This window comes from Rhizobium sp. UFLA01-1127 (genome assembly GCF_059803845.1).
Map to the genome: position 1 here is coordinate 34709 of NZ_JAUQTZ010000034.1, position 19280 is coordinate 53988.

At 61.2% G+C, this 19280-nt stretch carries 14 protein-coding genes; 7 read left to right on the top strand and 7 right to left on the bottom strand.

Annotation, left to right across the window (positions count from 1 at the left end):
• Positions 1 to 184: 184 nt before the first annotated feature.
• Entirely contained in the window at positions 185 to 2800 is a 2616-nt protein-coding gene (cckA, locus tag Q4Q11_RS11255; protein ID WP_113214191.1) for a cell cycle histidine kinase CckA, read from the bottom strand.
• A 289-nt stretch (positions 2801 to 3089) separates the two neighbouring features.
• Between cckA and Q4Q11_RS11260 the strand changes: the two genes are divergently transcribed.
• A complete protein-coding gene (locus Q4Q11_RS11260; RefSeq protein WP_498569526.1) occupies positions 3090 to 4019 on the top strand; it encodes a flagellar biosynthetic protein FliO in 930 nt (309 codons plus the stop codon).
• A gap of 100 nt (positions 4020 to 4119) precedes the next feature.
• Here Q4Q11_RS11260 and dksA read toward each other — a convergent pair whose 3' ends face one another.
• Positions 4120 to 4539: an RNA polymerase-binding protein DksA gene (gene dksA / locus Q4Q11_RS11265; RefSeq protein ID WP_004109001.1), complete on the bottom strand. Its 420-nt coding sequence runs from the start codon at positions 4537 to 4539 to the stop codon at positions 4120 to 4122.
• 280 nt (positions 4540 to 4819) lie between these two features.
• Here dksA and Q4Q11_RS11270 point away from each other — a divergent pair, with 280 nt between their 5' ends.
• From Q4Q11_RS11270 to Q4Q11_RS11285, 4 genes are all read left to right on the top strand, one after another.
• Positions 4820 to 5311 carry a SixA phosphatase family protein gene (locus tag Q4Q11_RS11270; protein ID WP_113214189.1) on the top strand — a complete coding sequence of 164 codons (492 nt, stop codon included), beginning with the start codon at positions 4820 to 4822 and terminating at the stop codon, positions 5309 to 5311.
• A gap of 122 nt (positions 5312 to 5433) precedes the next feature.
• Positions 5434 to 6909, top strand: coding sequence for a YcjX family protein (locus Q4Q11_RS11275; protein ID WP_112510769.1), 1476 nt, complete (start codon positions 5434 to 5436; stop codon positions 6907 to 6909).
• Positions 6906 to 7997, top strand: coding sequence for a YcjF family protein (locus tag Q4Q11_RS11280; protein ID WP_498569527.1), 1092 nt, complete (start codon positions 6906 to 6908; stop codon positions 7995 to 7997). The genes Q4Q11_RS11275 and Q4Q11_RS11280 overlap by 4 nt, the downstream gene beginning before the upstream one ends.
• A gap of 104 nt (positions 7998 to 8101) precedes the next feature.
• Positions 8102 to 8653 (top strand): hypothetical protein, encoded by a 552-nt coding sequence (locus Q4Q11_RS11285; protein WP_112510765.1) that lies wholly within the window; start codon positions 8102 to 8104, stop codon positions 8651 to 8653.
• 76 nt (positions 8654 to 8729) lie between these two features.
• On the opposite strand, the gene folK is transcribed toward Q4Q11_RS11285, so the two are convergent.
• The 3 genes from folK to folP form a co-directional block, all read right to left on the bottom strand.
• Complete coding sequence (folK, locus tag Q4Q11_RS11290) at positions 8730 to 9248, bottom strand: 2-amino-4-hydroxy-6-hydroxymethyldihydropteridine diphosphokinase (RefSeq protein ID WP_498569531.1); 519 nt, start codon at positions 9246 to 9248, stop codon at positions 8730 to 8732.
• A complete protein-coding gene (gene folB / locus Q4Q11_RS11295; protein WP_075850666.1) occupies positions 9241 to 9612 on the bottom strand; it encodes a dihydroneopterin aldolase in 372 nt (123 codons plus the stop codon). Before folB ends, folK begins: the two co-directional genes overlap by 8 nt.
• 61 nt (positions 9613 to 9673) lie before the next feature.
• Positions 9674 to 10543, bottom strand: coding sequence for a dihydropteroate synthase (gene folP / locus Q4Q11_RS11300; protein WP_498569528.1), 870 nt, complete (start codon positions 10541 to 10543; stop codon positions 9674 to 9676).
• Positions 10544 to 10635: 92 nt separating this feature from the next.
• On the opposite strand from folP, the gene Q4Q11_RS11305 reads away from it, so the two are divergent.
• Positions 10636 to 11259 carry a DUF922 domain-containing protein gene (locus Q4Q11_RS11305; RefSeq protein ID WP_113337417.1) on the top strand — a complete coding sequence of 208 codons (624 nt, stop codon included), beginning with the start codon at positions 10636 to 10638 and terminating at the stop codon, positions 11257 to 11259.
• Positions 11260 to 11766: 507 nt separating this feature from the next.
• Here the strand turns inward: Q4Q11_RS11305 and Q4Q11_RS11310 are convergent.
• Both Q4Q11_RS11310 and Q4Q11_RS11315 read right to left on the bottom strand, forming a co-directional pair.
• Positions 11767 to 12087 (bottom strand): 2Fe-2S iron-sulfur cluster-binding protein, encoded by a 321-nt coding sequence (locus Q4Q11_RS11310; RefSeq protein ID WP_112510756.1) that lies wholly within the window; start codon positions 12085 to 12087, stop codon positions 11767 to 11769.
• A gap of 148 nt (positions 12088 to 12235) precedes the next feature.
• Positions 12236 to 12604, bottom strand: coding sequence for an Hpt domain-containing protein (locus tag Q4Q11_RS11315; protein ID WP_113214183.1), 369 nt, complete (start codon positions 12602 to 12604; stop codon positions 12236 to 12238).
• Positions 12605 to 13096: 492 nt separating this feature from the next.
• Here Q4Q11_RS11315 and Q4Q11_RS11320 point away from each other — a divergent pair.
• The coding region (locus Q4Q11_RS11320) for an apolipoprotein A-IV repeat region-like domain-containing protein (protein WP_498569529.1) at positions 13097 to 19280 on the top strand (6184 nt) is incomplete at its 3' end.

The following is a 19280-nucleotide window of genomic DNA, read 5'->3' on the forward strand; positions in this document are numbered from 1 at the left end:
TAGACCAATGCCCGCCGGATCGCGGCGGCAGGGTCGATCTCAAGATATGACGACTGCCGCTCCTACAAGGAGCGCCACCAGAAACGGCAAATGGGCTTGGCAAGGTCGATCATATGCAGGCTGATAGCATCTTTGCGCCGTAAGGAGAAGCAAAACCGCTTGCACACGGTTGAGCGATATACGGCTACTTCTTGTCCAGCGTCTCCCGCACGACGACGGCAAGCTGCTTCAGCGAAAACGGCTTGGGCAGGAAACCGAATTGCGCGTCCGCCGGCAGATTACGGGCAAACGCATCCTCGGCATAGCCGGAGACGAAGATGAACTTCAGATCCGGATATTTCTTGCGCAGCTCACGCAGCAGTGACGGACCATCCATTTCGGGCATGACGACGTCGGAAACGACGATATCGACCTGCCCGTCGAGCTCGTCCATGATGTCGAGCGCCTCGACGCCGGAGCCCGCCTCGTAGACGGTATAGCCGCGCGTCTCGAGCATCCGCTTGCCGCCGCGACGCACCGCCTCTTCATCCTCGACCAGCAGAACGACGGCGGACTTGCCTGTCAGGTCCGCCGGCTCTTCCGCTGGCGCAAAGGCCGCAACGCTTTGATCCATGGCTGCGACATCACGGCTTTCCGGCGCTCTGGCTTCGGTTACGGAAGGCATTTCGACAATGTGCCGCGGCAGGAAGATGCGGAAGGTCGTTCCCTTGCCTACTTCCGATTCCGGCTGAATGTAACCGCCGGACTGCTTGATGATGCCGTAGACCATCGCGAGGCCGAGGCCGGTGCCCTTGCCCACTTCTTTCGTCGTAAAGAATGGCTCGAAGATCTTATCCATGATCTCGGGCGCGATACCCGTACCGGTATCGCTGACTTCGACGAGAACCATGTCCTCATGCGGCAAAAAGGGATAGTTGAAGGCGCTGACATCGGCCGCGAGCAGATTGCGGGTACGCAGCGTCAGCATGCCGCCGCCCGGCATGGCGTCGCGCGCATTGACGCAGAGATTGATCAGCACCTGCTCGAACTGCGAAAGATCCGTCTTCACCGGCCAGAGATCACGTCCGTAGTCGACATCCAGCTTGACGTGCGTGCCCGACAGCAGTCTGTCCACCAGCATGCGCAGATCACCGATCACATCGGTCAGGTTGAGGATCGTCGGCCGCATGGTCTGCTTGCGCGAGAAGGCAAGCAGCTGCCGCACCAGCACCGCCGCGCGATTGGCGTTGCGCTTGATTTCCATCAGATCCGCAAAGCTGGCATCGGAAGGCCGCGCCTGCAGCAGCAGATGGTCGGAAGACAGAAGGATCGCGGTCAGAACATTGTTGAAGTCATGCGCAATGCCGCCAGCAAGCGTGCCCACGGCATTGAGCTTCTGTGTCTGCGCCATCTGCGTTTCGAGCGCCTTCTGCTCCGTTACTTCGACAGCATAGACGATGGCAGCTTCCTCCGGCGCCTCGTCGGTCTGATCGATGACGGCGTTGATATAGAAACGGAAATGCCGTGTCTCGTCTTTCGGATTGCGGGAATCGATCGGCGGAATATCGCCCTGCCGGTCCTTGGCCGCCGCCAGCGCCTGCTGCAGCTGCGGCCGATCGCTTTCATTGACCACGGTTTCGAGGGCAGCGCCACGCTCGATATCGTCGCGCGATACCAGCTCGGAGAAGAGTTTCAGGAACGGCGCATTCGTCCGCAGAATACGGCCATTGCCATCGACGGACGCGATCGCCATGGGTGTATTGTTGAAGAATCGGCTGAAGCGCATCGCCGCGGCGGAAGCCGATTGCTCGGTCTCCCCGCCGTTCTGCCGGGTCAATACGATGGTACGGCTCTCGCCCGGAGCGCCGTCGCGCATCGACGTGACGCTGTGAACGATCTGCACCGGCAGACTTTGACCGTTGGAACGGCGCAGATCGAGATCGAGCGTCACCGTCTTCTTCAATCCCGGCTCGGCCTGGACCGACTGAATGAGCGCCAGCCCCTCGCCGGCCACCAGATCGCCTATCGTCATCGAGCCAGGCACGAACTTCGTCAGATCGAAGCCCAGCCATTCGGCGAGCGTTGCATTGAGATAGAAGATCTCGCCCTTGCGGCCGGCGGAGAAAAAACCGGCCGGCGCATGATCGAGATAGTCGATCGCGTTCTGTAATTCCTTGAAGAATCGTTCCTGGTCATCGCGTTCGGAGGTGATGTCGGTGACCTGCCAGATATGCAGCGCCTTGCCGCTCTGCTCAGGCGGCAGCACGCGCGCTTTCAGCCGATACCAATGTGCCCCGTTACCGCTTCCATCCGTGGGACCGAGCGGCTTCAGCAGGCGGAACTCTTCCGATCCCTCCTTGCCGTCGCGCAGACCGTTGGCGAGACGGTAGAGAGCCTCGTTGGACTCGCGGTTGCGCGACAGGAGCATCTCCAGCGACTGCACTTCCGTCGCCTTGGTGGCGCCGGTCAGACGGCCATAGGCGGCATTGGCGTAGACAATGCGCCCCTTCTCGTCGGTAATCAGCGTCCCATCCGGGTGACTGTTGAGAAACGAGCGCGCCAGGCTGTCGGACTGCGGCTGCGGCATGACCTCGACGAAACCGATGATCGAGGAAACGAGGAAGAAGATGCCGACCATGGCAAGAATGCCGAGGCCACCGAGGACGGCTTCATTGTCGAGCTGGTTCTTGAAGACGACGAAGGCTGCGGCGGCAGCCACGAGAACGAGCGCAAGCAGAATGATGCGCAGCACAGTTCCCGAACGAACTCCGCGATCCACCAGCGGCACGCTATACTCGTCGGACGGACGCTGTTTCGTCATAAACCCCTCGTATCAGCCGTTCTCCTTGCGATATGTCATACACGTTAGGGATCGCCGGAGTCGGACCTTTCGAATCTTCTTTATCAATTTGCGTCATCGGCAAAAAGCTTTGCCGGTTCAGAAAGGCTTGAATTCACAGGCAATAGAGCACAACGGGCCGCAATCGCATCTTGTCTCTGGCGCGATCCTGTTCATATGATCGCCGTATAGAAGGGCCAAGGTCAAAGTATCTACCCGCCGCAGTTGCGTTTGAAGCGCGACATCGGGGACAATTACGGAGTATCTCGACATGTGGGACGACATCGCCGGAGCCTATGGCAGCCGTTTCTTTCTTGCAGCCGGCGGGGTCGGAATTGCCCTCCTCGTATTGATCGGCATTCTGTGGGTCGTACGCAACCGCGCACCCTCGCCCTTCGTGCGCGGCGGCAAGAACCGCCAGCCCCGCCTGCAGGTGCTGGATGCAGCCGCCGTCGACGCTCGCCGCCGCCTCGTGCTCGTGCGGCGCGATGGCATCGAGCATCTGATCATGATCGGCGGCCCCACGGACATCGTCATCGAGTCGGGCATTTCCAATCCCACGCGCGCAGGCTCCGCGCCGGGGCCGGCCGAAATCCCTTTGGCATATGAGAAGCTGCAGCAGCCGCAGCAGAAACCGGCCGAGCTCGATGCTCCTCCGGCAGCACTTCCGCAGCGCCAGCAATCCACTGAGGACAAGATCGAAGCCTATCTGCGTTCCGAACCGACGGCTGTATCAGCTCCGCAGTCCGCGCCGGTGCCGGCCACAGCGGAACGTCCGCAGCCCGCTCCCGTAAAACCGCCGCAGCATGTCCTTCAACCCGCTCCGGCCATCAGCCGGGCCGAAGCCGCCGACATATTGGACGCGGCCCGCCAAGTTGTGCTGCCCCAACAACAATCTGCATCCGCGCGCCCGGCGCCCGTCGAGCCCGTCCTCGCAGCTCCTCGCCCCGCCGAGCCTGGCAACGATTTCCAGCGTGTGCTGGAAGCTGAAATGTCAAAGAACCTGACCGCCGAGCGGATCATTCCAAATGCGCCGCCGCTCCGGCAGGCCCAGCAGCAACCCATGCCCGCACCGGCACAAACATCGAATCCCGCACAGCGGGTCGAACCGGAACTCGCGCCGCTGACCGGCGCCGACAGCGCTCTTCAGAAGGAAGTAGCGCGTATCTTCGGCGAAATGAGCGTCAGCCGCGACAAATAATCCCCCAGAATTCGCGCTAAAAGCCTGAAAATAAAAAGGCACGACCGAGATATCCGTCGTGCCTTTTGCGCTTCAAACCCGGCCGAAACCGGTTGTTTCACTACTCGTCGCGATAAACCTTTTCGCGGCGCTCGTGGCGTTCCTGCGCTTCGATCGACAGGGTGGCGATCGGACGAGCATCGAGACGCTTCAGGCCGATCGGCTCGCCGGTTTCTTCACAATAACCGTAAGTCCCATCTTCGATCCGCTGCAATGCCGCATCGATCTTGGAGATAAGCTTGCGCTGGCGATCACGAGCCCGAAGTTCGATGGCTCTGTCTGTTTCCGAGGAAGCCCGATCGGCCAGATCAGGATGGTTTGCGCTTTCTTCTGCCAGATGATCCAGAGTCTCGCGCGCTTCTCTAAGGATATCGTTTTTCCAGGCAATCAGCTTCGCTCGAAAATAAGCCCGCTGATTCAGATTCATGAACTCCTCGTCTTCCGAGGGAACATAATTGCTAAGATCGATCTTCTCACTCAACGCGATTCTCCTGAAGAACATCTCATATGGCTGGGCTGTATATCCCAACCAATAGTGCCGGTTCAAGCCAAATAGATGCTGTCAACCGATTTTTAAATTTGTCATAAAATTCAGCTAAGTGTATATTTTTTCACCACTTCTTTCGAGCGACCGGATTCGCCGCACTCGTAACCTTCCCGTGAAGGCGGGGCATTTCGCTCTCTGAAGGATCGCGTCGCAGTTGACGGCGCGCACGAACAGACGCTACCTCATTAGAGAAATCGAGCTTCGGAATTTCGCCATGATCAGAATTTCGCCGCCTCCCTCCAGGATCTATCTTCTGCGTCACGCCGAGGCCCGGCAGGCTGCACACGGCCAAAAGGATTTCGACCGTCCCTTGAGCGACACTGGCTACGCGGCAGCCGAGATTGTTGCCGACGAGGCAGCCGACAAAGGCTATAAACCGGACCTCGTCATTTCTTCCACCGCCCTGCGTTGCCGCCAGACCGCGGAGGCCATGCGTCGCGTCGTCACGCCGTCGACGGAATTCCGCTTTGTCGACGATCTCTATAACGGCTCACCGGATGTCTACCTGTCGCTCATCGCTGCGCAGACCAATCAGGACTCGGTCATGCTGGTCGCGCACAACCCGGTCATCGAACTGACGCTTGCGGCCTTGATCGGGCGCGAGGCTCTGGCTGGCGCGCTTCCGCGCGGCTTTCCGACGGCCGGCCTTGCCGTTGTCGATTCGACGCCGTCGGGCTGGATGCTGGCCGACTTTGTCACCGAATAGAGACTTTTCCGGGCTGGCCGCAAGCGTCGGCGCTGCTGATTGCAGGCACATATCCGCTCATCTTTTCGGCGCAAGTTTCCGTCCCTATATTCACGGTCACGCTGTCATCCAGGGATCCCGCCTTGCCCCCAAGCCTGACCTCTTTTACCGACGACGCCCTCATTGCCCTTGACAATCTTGCCGATCGCGCAGCCGGCCTCGTCAATCCGACAATTCGTCTGGGCGTAACAGGCCTCTCCCGTTCGGGCAAGACCGTCTTCATTTCGTCTCTGGTGCACAATCTCCTGAACGGTGGGCGCCTGCCGCTGTTCGAGCCGGTGCAGTCCGGCCGCGTCTCCGCCGTTCGCCTCGAACCCCAGCCGGATGATGCGGTGCCGCGCTTTCAATATGAGGATCATATCCACGCACTCGTCAAAGACCGCATCTGGCCGGATTCGACGCGGGCGATCTCCGAGCTGCGCATAACGCTGGACTACCAAAGCGCCAGCGGCTGGAACCGCCTGTTTTCGCCCGGACGTCTCTCGATCGATATCGTCGATTACCCCGGCGAATGGCTGCTGGACCTGCCGTTGCTCGCCAAGGATTTCCGCACCTTCAGCGACGAAACACTGGCGCTGGCCAATACCGGTATTCGCGCCGAGCTGTCGCGTCGCTGGCTGGCGGCAACAGACGCGGCCGATGTCACCGAAACCGCGGATGAAATGAAGGCTCGCGACCTCGCCACGGCCTTCGCTGACTACCTGAAAGCCTGCAAATCCGACGAACGCTCGCTCTCGACGCTGCCGCCCGGCCGTTTCTTGCTGCCAGGCGACCTCGATGGTTCGCCTGCCCTCACCTTCGCGCCGCTGAAGCTGCCTGCCGGAGGCAGCGCGCCGAAAGGGTCGCTGTGGGCGATGATGGAGCGCCGCTACGAGGCCTACAAGGCGGTCGTCGTCAAACCTTTCTTTCGCGAGCATTTTGCCCGTCTCGACCGGCAGATCGTTCTTGTCGACGCACTGCAGGCCATCAATCGCGGCCCTGAAGCGGTGCAGGATCTCGAACGGGCGCTGACGGACGTGCTAGCATGCTTCCGTCCCGGCACGAACTCGCTCCTGTCGTCTCTGCTTGGCCGCCGCATCGATCGCGTGCTGGTCGCCGCGACCAAGGCCGACCACCTTCATCATGAAAGCCATGACCGGCTGGAGGTATTGACTCGCCGCCTCGTCGATCGCGCCATAGAGCGCATCGGCATGGCCGGCGCCGGCATAGAGGTCATGGCGATCGCCTCCGTGCGCGCAACCCGCGAAGCGACCGTAACCCGCGATGGGCAAACGCTTCCCGTCATCGTCGGCACGCCGATGGACAGGGAAACCATTGCCGGCGAGACCTTCGACGGCAATCGCAAGACGGCGGTATTCCCCGGCGATCTCCCTGAAAATCCGCGCTGGCTGTTCGAAGTCCTTGAAGCGGATAAGGCAAAGGTCCATCTGCCCGAGGTGAATGTCGTGCGGTTCCGCCCGCCCGAGCTGGAAAAAACCGGTGAGGGCATCAAGCTTTCGGTGCCGCATATCCGCCTCGACCGCGCCATGCAGTTCCTGTTCGGAGACCGTCTCGCATGACGAAATCGACCGAAAACGAGCCGAACGGCAACCGTCGCCCAGCCGCCTTTGCATTGGAACCGGAGGTATCGGGAACAGGGCCGGACAACAGGGCCACTCCGCCAGCGGTGCGCAAGCCGCAAAGCTTCGATACCGACGTCGTGCTCACGCCCGATGCGGAAGATCCATTCATCAATCCGGCCCTCGGCGCTGATTCGGATGCGAATGCCGTCGCCAAGCCCCGTCGCAAGGGATTTTCCTTCGGCAAGGTGGCGCTGGGTGCGCTCGGCATTCTGGTGTCGCTTGCCTTCGGCCTCTGGACCGATCAGCTCATCCGTGACCTGTTCAGCCGGGCAGATTGGCTCGGCTATACCGCCCTTGCGGCCGTTAGCGTCGGCATTCTGGCCGTTCTTGCCATCGTCATCCGCGAGGCGGCCGGCATGATGCGGCTCGCCGCCGTTCAGACCATCAAGGCCGAGGCGGAGGCCGCCATCGTCGAGACCCGGCCTGCCCGTGCCAAAGCTTTGGTCAAGCGTCTCTGCGCCATTCTGGAAGCCAATCCGGACACGGCAAGGGGCCGCGCGACCCTGAAGGCAGCCGAAGACGACATCATCGATGCGCCGCAGCTGATCGATCTTGCCGAGCGCGAGCTGCTCGGCCCGCTGGACCGCCGCGCCCGGGGGCTGATTCTCGGCACCTCGAAACGCGTATCGGTGGTAACTGCCGTCAGCCCCCGTGCGCTCGTCGATATTCTCTACGTTCTTTACGAAGCGGCAAAGCTGGTCCGCGCCATGGCGGAACTCTATGGAGGCAGGCCGGGGACGCTCGGCATGCTCAGGCTGATGCGCGATGTGATCGCCCATCTGGCCGTCACGGGCTCCATCGCCGTCGGCGACAGCATCGTCCAGCAACTGATCGGCCATGGCTTGGCATCGAAACTCTCCGCCCGTCTTGGCGAAGGCGTCGTCAACGGCATGATGACGGCGAGGATCGGAATAGCGGCGATGGATCTCTGCCGGCCGCTCCCCTTCAGGGCACTCAAGCGCCCGGGCATTGCCGATTTCGCCGGCGACCTCACGCCGAACGTCACCGGCCGCAATCCGGCGTGATGACCCGCAAATTAGGGACTTTGGCGCTCTGGAAACCAAGCATTAACCATTCTGAGGCAAAAGTGAGCCTCAGTTTCACGGTTTCGCCTCGCTAGGGAATGTCCATGTTTTCGCGTCGATTTCTTCTTGTAAGCAGCCTTGCCGCCGCAGCCATCTCCACCGGCGTCTGGGTGCAATCAGCCGACGCGGCTCCCCGCGATAAGGCCTTCTTCCAGTCGATCTCCGGCACCTGGAGCGGCCCCGGCGAAATCGTTGCGGGCAAATACAAAGGTACGAAGTTCACCTGTAACCTCACGGGTAAGCCGTCCGACAGCAACACTGCCGGCGTCAAGCTCGACGGCACCTGCCGCGTCGGTGTCTTCCAGCAGCCGATGTCGGCGGAAATTACGCAGAGCGGCGGTTCCTACAGCGGAAAGTTCCTGGATGGCGCAGCCGGCAAGGGCCTTGACGTCACGTCGGGCACCGTCAACGACAATACCGTCGTTCTCGGATTGAACCGCCAAAAGCTGAACGGCGCCATGATCGCCCGCGTTCCGGACAGCAAGTCGATGAATGTTACCATCTCGGTGAAGGTCGGCGAACAGATGGTCCCGGTCATCGGCGTCACGCTGAAGCGCGCCGACATCGATCAGATGGCCGTCGGATCGATCCAATAGGCATTGGACACCAATTCACAAAGAGAAAGGCCGGCAACATGCCGGCCTTTCTCTTTACAACGGATATATTGTTCATTTAGGCGGCGCGCCACCAGTCGCGGCTTTCATCCGCAACCTCGATGCCTTCGACATCGACGTCTCGCAACCAGTCGCCGACCGTTCGGCCGTTTACGACGAGATCGGGAGCAAAATCGGCAAGCGGCATCAGCACGAAACCGCGTTCGACCATTCGCGGATGCGGAATGGTGAGCAGCGGTTCGGCCTGTTTCAGATTTCCATAGGTCAGCACATCGATATCGATCGTCCGCGGCCCCCAGCGCTCGGCCCGCACCCGCTTCATCTGCCGCTCTATGTCGAGGCATACGTCGAGCAGGGCTTCAGGCGCCAGCGTCGTACTGACGGCCGCGCAGGAATTGTAGAAGAATGATTGGTCCGTCTTGCCCCAGGGCGGCGTGCGGTAAAGCCGCGACACCGAAATCACCCGGCAATCGGCGCGCGCATTCAGCATGCGCAGGGCGAGCGCCATGGCATGGACCGGATTGTCCAGATTGCCGCCCAAACCGAGCGTCGTCCGCACTGCTACAGCTTCAGGCAAAATGCTCAATGCTCACCTGCACATAATCGAGAACGCCCGGAACCGGAGCATTGGGCTTGCGTACCGTGATTTTGGCCCGGCGGATACTCGGAAAACGACGGCATAGTTCTTTAGCTACATCCAGCGCCAGAGCCTCGATCAGATAGCGCCGGCGGCCGGTCACGATTTCCTCGATGACGCTGAATGCAATGCCGTAATTGACAGTGTCGTCGATCGAATCGCGCTCCAGCGCGTCACCGGCTTCGACATCGAGCTCGGCGTCGACGAAGAAGCGCTGGCCGAGGAACTCCTCCTCATCGTGCACGCCGTGTCGGGCAAAGAAGGCGCAATTCTGCAGAGTAATGGTGTATGTCACAGCGCTCATGGCGTCTCTCCGTTTCGAACAGGCACGATCGGGTCCGAAAACCGCTCCCTTGCGTCGAGCATTATGTTTTAAGTCTCGCGCGCGTCCTGAGAATAGCATCCGCAACCGCCAGCGCGTCCCTGTTGATTGCGACATTGTGTACGCGGAATATCGCAGCCCCCTGCAACCGTAGAATCGCGCTGGTTGCGGCGGTGCCGACATCGCGATCAGCCGCGTCGCGACCCGTTATAGTGCCGACGAACCGCTTGCGCGAGGTGCCGACCAGCAGCGGCAGCTCGAAGCGCAGCAATGCGTTGAAACGCGCCATCAGCTCCAGATTTTCCTCGGCGTTCTCCTTGGCAAAGCCGAAACCCGGATCGAGAGCGATGGTCCGCCTATCGACGCCGGCTGCAGCGGCAATCTCCAGCGAGCGATTGAGAAAGAGAAGCTGATCGTCGATCACGTCGGGCAGCTTCTGCCGGTCACGTCCCGTATGCATGATGCAAAGCCCGGCGCCTGTCTGCGCCGCGATCGTGGCAATGTCGGGCTCGCGCTGCAGGCCGAAGACATCGTTGACGATATGCGCGCCGGCCCCGATCGCCAGCCGCGCGGTATCGGCACGATAAGTATCGACCGAGATCAGCGCGTCGGTCCTGCTGCGCAGGGCTTCGATGACAGGCAGCACCCGTCCCTGCTCCTCGCTGGCATTGACGGCGGCAGCACCCGGCTTGGTCGATTCCCCGCCGATATCGATGATGGCAGCGCCATCCTCGACGCAAGCCAGCGCATGGGCAACAGCCTCATCGACGGCCTCATAGTGTCCGCCGTCGGAAAAGGAATCCGGCGTCACGTTGACGATCGCCATGATAACGCTCTGCCGGCCGACGTCGAGGCTGCGGCCATGCGCGACATGCCAGGTTTGGCTGCGAAGCTCGGTCACGAACCATCCCATCCCATTGAAATTGAAAAAACCTTGCGCTTGATATTGCGCTCACAGTGGCTATGCCGCAAGGTTTACGGAAGTTCAACATGGTAGCGACACGAATGCCGCTTGCATCCCATAAGTTCAGTCTTTCGTGTGCCCTGCTGCTCGCGTTCTGCATGCCCGGCGTGGCCGATGCCGAGGTCATCGCCCGCAAATCGATTTCCTATTTCGACATCAAAGGCAACACCCCCGACGAGCTCGACACCGCATTGAACGAGCGGGGACCGCTCGCCATGGGATCCAGCAGCCACCACCCCGGCGCGACGAAAATCCGCTTCGGCGGCAATGCGACCTATAGCGAAGCGAGCGGGCGCTGCTACATTTCCGGCGTCAAGGTCACGGTCGATACGGAAATCATCCTGCCGCGCTGGCGTGACCGGCGACATGCGAACAAGCAGCTTTCCCTGATCTGGGACGCACTGGAAGCAGACATTCGCCGCCACGAAAACCGTCACGTCGAGATCGCACGTCAGCACGCCAGGCAAATGGAGCGGCAGATACTGTCTCTGCCGTCCGCCGGCAATTGCGACGCGCTTCAGGAGAAGGCGAACGCGATCACGGAGCGGGAAACCGAACGCCACGATGCCGATCAGGCGCGCTTCGATCGCATCGAAGCAATCAACTTCCCGAGCCGGATTCAAAGGCTGCTTGACTACCGAAACCGGAAAAACAGCCGGCAATAGGTCGATCCGCACCATCATCTCCGGGAAATTGCCCCTCGGATGCGCCAACTACGGGAAAACAGACACTATATCTGTGAATTGTCGAGCCGCGACGCTCTTTGAACTTTACGGGAATCTGAAATAGGTTTTTCCTATCAATTATAGAGATAAACGCATCGGTTGATTCGAAAATACCGGGCGGAGCTCTCGGAAAGATCGATTGAGAGTGCCTGCGTTGGCGGGTTTGTTCGCTCTTCGGCGCAGTCGGCGTTTGCCTTTTAAAGCATGCGCTACATGTTCTCCTGGCGCGTCCTCAAGCCGCAGGTGTTTCCTCCCTTGCCTGCCGGTGATGCGCCCGCCTCGCCTCGCTCGCTACTTCGGCTGAGCGGGGCATCTTTTTGGGCGCTGGCAGTCGGCGTTCATCCCATCGTCTCCACGCAAATCCGAACGGAGAATTGCCGCGCATTTTTCCGGATGTTGCTCCACCATGGCAACGAACCGAGCGGCGGGGACGCGGAAAGCCAGGCGTCAGGCCTGGCGTTCCGGCACATGTACGACGAGCCCGTCGAGGGCGCTCGTCATCTTGATTTGGCAGGAAAGCCGCGAGGTCGGCCGCACGTCGAAGGCAAAATCCAGCATGTCTTCTTCCATGGCTTCGGGACTGCCGACCTTTTCGGCCCATTCCTCGTCGACATAGACATGACAGGTCGCACAGGCGCATGCACCGCCGCATTCGGCTTCGATGCCGGGGACGGAGTTGCGCACGGCATTTTCCATCACGGTAGAGCCCTCGTCGACATTGAGGTCAAAGCGCGTGCCGTCGAAGGCGACGATGGTTAATTTGGTCATGTGGATGAATTCCGATATTCGTGAATGAAGGACGATCGGAATTTTACTTCCAACAAATTGCCGGGGCAGTCAACATTTGCGCCGCCGAAACGGTCGGGACCATCCGGCGGCGCAAGACATGCATTTCGTCTGTCTTCGAGACAACGCTTTAGCGTGACAGCTTCAAAATGAAGTTCTCCGCCTCGATGACGCACGTGGTGACGGCCGCCATGCGTGCCGCATCCCGGCCCTCGGCCTCGAGCGCGGCTGCCGCATCGGCGACGCGGAAGGCGCCGACGGCGCTGGCCGCACCCTTCAGCTTGTGCGATGCCGCCTCGATGCGCTTGGGGTCGCCGCTGCCGATCTCCTGCAGGCAGGAGCGAGCCTGCCTTGCAAACATCTGCAGCACCTCGACTTCCAGCGCCTTGTCGCCCATGGTCTGCTTTCCAAGGTGGACGAGGTCGATCGCCCGCTCCCGGGAGGGCGCCGCCCCCCGCGAATTATCCGGAGATTCAAACGCAATGTTCAACGCTGCCATTTGCCAATGCTCCCGTCTTTTATCTATGACTGTTTTAGGGACGTGCCGCATGCTTGCGGTCTGAACATGGCCATCCAGTTAAATTTTGGCACATTGAGGGCGCAAAACTCCAGACATGGTTAACGCGCGTTAAACATGCTCAAAATCTTGGGTTTTCATGGCGTTGAACGAACAAGCAGGGTTAACGACGCCTTAATGATCCACTGCCTTTAAGGTGGAATTAATTGTCATACCTAGGGGAATGTGTCACTACGATACTAGTAAATTCGGCTTATGGCACATGCCTTTGCCCAGGAAGTGGATGATGGTAATGTTTTCATAACATCCGTTTGAAAAACCAGTATCCACTCTGAAATGTAATGGGAAATCCATCCTCGATTTTGATCGGAGACGGAGTCCCCCACGGGAGGCAAGGTTCGTCTTTTCCGCGCGCGGCGGAATTAGCGGAAAAGACACGGCAGGCCCGATTGAGTTGTAACGAGGCGTAACCGCATGGCGAACAAAAAGTACATCGAATCGGTCGAGGACAAGGCCTTTCAGGCATTGGACGAAGCTCTGCAGATCGATTTCAGTGACGAGAGCTTGGAGTCTCGCAGCGCCCCTACGCCCGATGTCCCGGAGCGAAAAGTGTCTGAGCCGCCCAAACAGCCGATCAAGCAGAGCAGAGATGACGCAGCCCGCAATACCGGCGGCACGCGCAGCACGGCCAACCAGGCAGCAGCACCACGCTCTGCCGAGGCGCCGAGGAATCCGAACCTTGCGGCGGCCAACGACGGCAGCCGGGCAAGTTCCGCCAGCATTCTCAAGGCGCTGGACGCCGGCTCTCAGAGCCATGCGGTACGCAATGCCACGATCTTCTCGCTCTTCTGGATCATCGGCGGCGTCGGCCTCGCCTTCCTTCTCTATGGCGAGCAGATCCGAAACATCCATTCGCTTGCAGATCTGGTTGCCCTGCCCGGCGTTATCGCCTGCATCGTCGGCATTATCGTCCCGGTCCTCCTCTTCTACGCATTCGGCATGATGATCTCGCGCGCGCATGACATGCGCAACGCTGCCCGCTCTATGGCCGAGGTCGCTCTGCGCCTCGTCGAGCCGGAAACCGTGGCATCCGAACGCATCATGACTGTCGGCCAGGCCGTACGTCGCGAAGTCTCCGCGATGAATGAAGGCATCGAGCGCACCATTGCGCGCGCTACCGAACTCGAAACCCTCGTCCATACCGAAGTCAACGCCCTGGAGCGCAGCTACGCCGACAATGAATTGCGCGTGCGCGGCCTGGTCCACGAACTGGGTGCCGAACGCGACGCCATCGTCAATCACGCCGAACGCATCCGTTCGTCGATCTCCGGTGTGCACGATCAGATCAAGGAAGACCTGTCGCTGGCGACCGAAGAGATTGCCGTGCGCCTCTCCACGTCGGGCGAAGCCTTCGCATCGATGATCGATACGCGCGCCGCCGCCTTGATGGAGAAGTCGGATTCGGCCGTCCAGGCCCTTGGCACCCTGCTGTCCGCCAAGACCGACAGCCTGCTGCAAAATCTGAATGCTTCGGGCCTCGCCCTCGGCCATGAATTCGATACTCGCCTGGAATCCCTGTCGTCGACGCTTGCCGAACGCGGCAACGCGCTTCTCGGCCAGTTCGAAACGCGCGCCTCGACGCTCGATGCGAACACGGAAAAATTGAACTCGGCACTCAACGACCGTGCACGCCAGCTCAATGAAACGCTGGTCGCCCGTACGAGAGAGATCAGCGAAAGCCTCAGCGGCGGCGAGCGGTCCATTACCGGCACGCTGGACAATGTCCTGTCCCGCCTCAACACGGCCCTTGATGAAAAGGGCGCCAGCTTCCGTCAAAGCCTGCAATCGACGGCCGATGACGCCATCATGGACATCGACCTGCGCTCCGGCTTCTTCGAGGAACGCTTCCAGTCGACCATTGCACAGCTATCGACGACGTTCGATGAACGCGTATCGGAATTCACCTCGGCCTTCGACAAGCGTGCCGGTACGCTGGACACCAAGCTTTCGGAAAGCCTTACCCGCATCAATCAGTCCCTCGGCAGCAATTCGGACGCGCTGGAAGGGATACTGACCTCCAGCATCGAGCGCCTGGGCTCGCACCTCACCGACCAGTCTTTCGCGCTGGCAACTACCCTTGCCACGGGCCAGGAAGTGCTGGAAAGCGCGATCGGCTCCAAGGCAAACGAGATCACCGCCGCGCTTCAAAACGCCACGACGGGCATTTCGTCCGCCCTCGCTTCCGGCACGGGCGATCTCAACAGCACGCTTGCCTCGCATGCCGGCGCTTTCACATCGGCCGTGCAGGGCGTCACGCGGGACGTCTCGGCCGCTCTGCAAAGCGGCACCGAAGAACTCACCTCCGCGTTCACCGGCCGCGCCAACGACATCAACAACACTCTTTCCGCTCACACCAGCGAGATCACCCAGGCGCTGGGTTCCGCCCATGAGCGCATCGACGCTGTCATGGCCGCCCGCAGCAACGCCCTGTTCGGCGCGCTGAGCGATAATCAGTCCCGCTTCGAGCAGACACTTGCCGAACGTTCCGAGGCAATTACGAGCGCCGTCAGCGGCTCTCATGAACACCTGACAGCCGCCCTCGACGAGCGCACCTCGATGCTGGCGATCTCGCTTGCGGAAAGCCAGCTTCGCCTTGAAAACACCTTGGCCAGCCGTACCGATACCATCGCCAGCACGATTGCCGACACGCATGGCAAACTCGCCGATACGCTCGACGACAAGACGATGGCGCTCGCCATCGCGCTTTCCGAGAGTCAATCCCGGCTGGAAGACACCGTTTCCGGCCACGCGGAATATGTTGCCGGCACGCTGGATGCCAAGACGAGGGAACTCGCCCGTACGCTTGCCGAAGGCCAGGCCCGCCTCGAAAGCACTGTTTCGGGCCACGCCGAAAGCGTCACCAATGCGCTTGACGACAGGACCATGGCGCTCGCCATTGCCCTCTCCGAAAGCCAGGCGCGGTTGGAAGACACGGTTTCGGGTCATGCGGAACGTGTCGCCGATACGCTCGAAGGCAAGACCAATGCTCTTGCATCGGCCTTGACCAGCGGCCAGGCCCGCCTCGAGGAGACCCTTGCCAACCGGGCCGAGGCGATCGTCAAGGCATTTGCAGGCAATCACAATGCCTTGGCCGACGCATTGGACGACAGAACGATGGCGCTCGCCATTGCTCTCTCCGAAAGCCAGGCGCGCCTGGAAAGCACGATTGCCGGGCACATGGAAAGCGTTGCCAGCACTTTGGACGACAAGACGATGGCATTGGCCATTGCCCTCTCCGAAAGCCAGGCCCGTCTCGAGAACGCAGTCTCCGGACACGCGGAAAGCGTTTCCAGTACCCTGGACGACAAGACGATGGCGCTCGCCATTGCGCTGTCGGAAGCCCAGGCGCGCCTGGAGGATACCGTATCCGGCCATGCTGACCGCGTTGCCGATACGCTCGAAGGCAAGACGCGAGCTCTTTCCGATGCGCTGACCTCGGGCCAGTCGCGCCTGGAAGCGACGCTTGCCAATCGCGCGGAGGCGATCACCAACGCCTTTACCGGCAACTATGCCACCCTTTCGGACGCCTTGGACGATAAGGCGATGGCGCTTGCCATTTCGCTTTCCGACACCCAGTCTCGCCTCGAGGACGCGGTATCACACCGATTGGACGCACTCTCCGAAACCGTTGCCGGTACCCACGACAGGATCGTCAACAGCCTCGATGACCGGACGATGTCACTGGCGGCCGCCCTTTCGGAAGGCCATGCGAAGCTCGAAGAAACCCTGGCAAGCAGCGCCAAGGCCATCGCCCATACCGTTACCAGCGGCCATGAGGCGCTGACCAATACGCTCGACGACAAGAGCATGGCCTTCGCGATCTCGCTCGCCGAAAACCAGAACCGCTTCGAAAGCGCTCTAGAAGAGCGTGCCAACACCTTGCTCGACAGCGTCTCTGGTGCTGAAGCCCGGGTTGCGGGCGCCTTCGGCGACAAGGCGGACGCTATCCGCGCCGCCTATAGCGAGAACCAGGATCGCCTTGATCGCTCTCTGACCGCCCATGCGGACGCTCTTTCCGAAATGCTCGGCAGCAACAGCGATCGCGTCGAAACCGTTCTCGGCTCCACGACCCGCCATCTCGAAAATACGCTCGGCGCCGGCCTGTCGCAGATGGATCAGAACCTGGCTTCGGCTTACGAGCGCATGCGCTCCACGCTGGAAGACCGCAGCAATGCCATCAGCATTGCGCTGCGCGACGCCCATGCGCAGATCGACGAGACGCTGATGGAGCAGACCACCAATATCGGCACGTCGATCGCTACCAGCGCCAGCATGCTGGAAATGTCGCTCGAGGACCGTGAGGCCTCGCTGCGCCAGACCATCGACGCCAGCGCAAGAGCATTGGAAGAGCGCCTGAACGGTGGCGCAGGCGATATTGCCGGCCGCATCCAGCAAGCCGCCGGCGACATCGCACGCTCGGCCGAAACCTTCTCGTCCAACCTGAACCAGTCGATCGACGGCATGACGAACCGCTTCGCCGAGACCGGCTCTCGCGTCGAGGCCAGCCTTTCGGCTCTCGAAAATCGCATTAACGAAGGCGTCACTGGCGTTGCAGCCCAGGTCGACGCCGCCGGCAACCGCCTCTCGGATACGTTGGCGAGCGGCGCAGCAAGGATCGACGACAGCAGCGGCCACGCAGCTGCCCGCATCGAAGAGCGGCTTTCGACCATGGATCGCGCCCTCAACCTCGGCCTCGAAGCCGTCAACCGCACGATCGAGGGCAAGGCCGCCAATCTTGCGACGACGCTGCGCACGGCGGTTGCCGATGCCGCGCAAGGCATGGACACGGAAGCGACGCGCACCGCCGGCCTGCTTGCCGACACGGGACAGCAGTTCGCCGAGAATCTCGGCAGCCACAGCGATGCCTTCGCACGCGCCATGACGGAGCGTTCCAACGACCTCGTCAACCGCGTCTCGGAAACGCAGAACCGCTTGGCGAGCCAGGCCGCGGCCGTCGCCCAGACCTTCTCGGAAGCGGGCAATGCGATCGTCAACAAGGTTGCCGAAGCCGAAGGCCTTGTCAGCAATCAGGTCAATACGATCTCGCAGGCGCTCTCTTCGGCAGAACAGTCGCTGGAAGCCCGCGGCGCGGCCATCCGCAACACGCTGGCCGATGGCAGCGAGCAGATCGCCTCCACCATGGCGCAGGTCGAACGTGCCCTCGACGAGCGCGGCACTGCTATCCGCGCATCCTTGGAAGAGCGCACCCGCGAGATCAACAGCACGCTTGCCGATGTCGACAAGGCGCTGGAAGCACGCGGCTCGTCCATCCGCACCTCGCTCGACGAGCGCACCCGCGAGCTGAACTCCATGCTGGCAGGACGCTCCACCGAACTCTCGCGCCTGATCGACGAAAAGGCTCGGCCGATCGTCGATCGCTATGCGGCGACGGGTCAGGAGGCGGCAGCCCTCATTTCGGCTGCAGCCCAGGAAAGCACGGAGCGACTGCGCGCTGAAAATGCAGCCCTGATCAACGCGATCGCGTCGCGCACTGAACATGCGGTCAATACGGTCAGCGCGCTCGAAAACAACCTGCTCGCAAGCGTCAACGGCATCATCGCCCGCCTTGCCGAGAACAATTCTGCGATCGCCGGCCTGCTGACCAATGCCGCATCTGAATTCGCGAGCGTGGATGATCGTCTGACGGCGACCTCGACACGCTTCGCCGAATCCGCGGCGAAGGCCGGCGAGATGGTTTCGGCGTCCAGCCGCCTTCTCGAAGGCAAGGTCGACAAGCTCTCGGACATCACCGGCCAGACCTTGTCGCAGGTCGGCAACATCGTCGGCCGTTTCGACGATCACTCCAAGGTGCTGTCGCAAGCCTCGCAGCTTTTGGGCGCTGCCCAGTCGAACCTCGTGTCGACGCTGGAAGAACGCGAAACGGCATTGCAGAACCTGGCCGTCGGCCTCGTTCAGCGTTCGGAAGAGATCGAGAACACCATGCGCGCCCTCGGCTCGATGGTGGAAACCGCCTTCGACCGTGCGGAACAGAGGTCGAACCAGGTGACCGGCAATCTCCGCCAGAGCGTCCAGTCTTCCTTCGGCGATATCGGTCGCGTTCTCTCCGATGCCGAGAAGCGCGCCGAGGATGCGGCGGAAAACATGCGTATCGCATTGCAGAAGGCTGGCGAGGAAGCGAACCAGGCGGTCGAAAACACATTCGCCAATGCCGAGCGCCGTTCCAGCGATCTCACCAATCGCCTGCGCGGTGGCCTCACCGCCTCGCTGTCCGAGGTCGAGCAGATGCTGGCCGACGCCGGCAAGACCTCGGATACAGCTGCCCAGCAGCTGCGGGAGACCCTGCGTGTCGCTGTCGATGACGCAATCGGCCGCTTTGCCGGTGCGACGGACGAAATCCGCCGCTCGGCCGGCGATATCCGCCGGGAACTGGATCTCACCCGCAGCGAACTGAAGCGCGGTGCCTTCGACCTTCCGGAAGAGGCAAAGGAAAGCGCCGCAGCCATGCGCCGCGCCGTTGCCGAACAGATCAAGGCCCTCCAGGATATCTCGCAGATCGTCGGTCGCTCCACGCAGCAGCTGGAAATTTCCGAGCCCGCTGCCCGTGCCCTTGCGGATGCGCAGCCCACCCAGCGCCCGC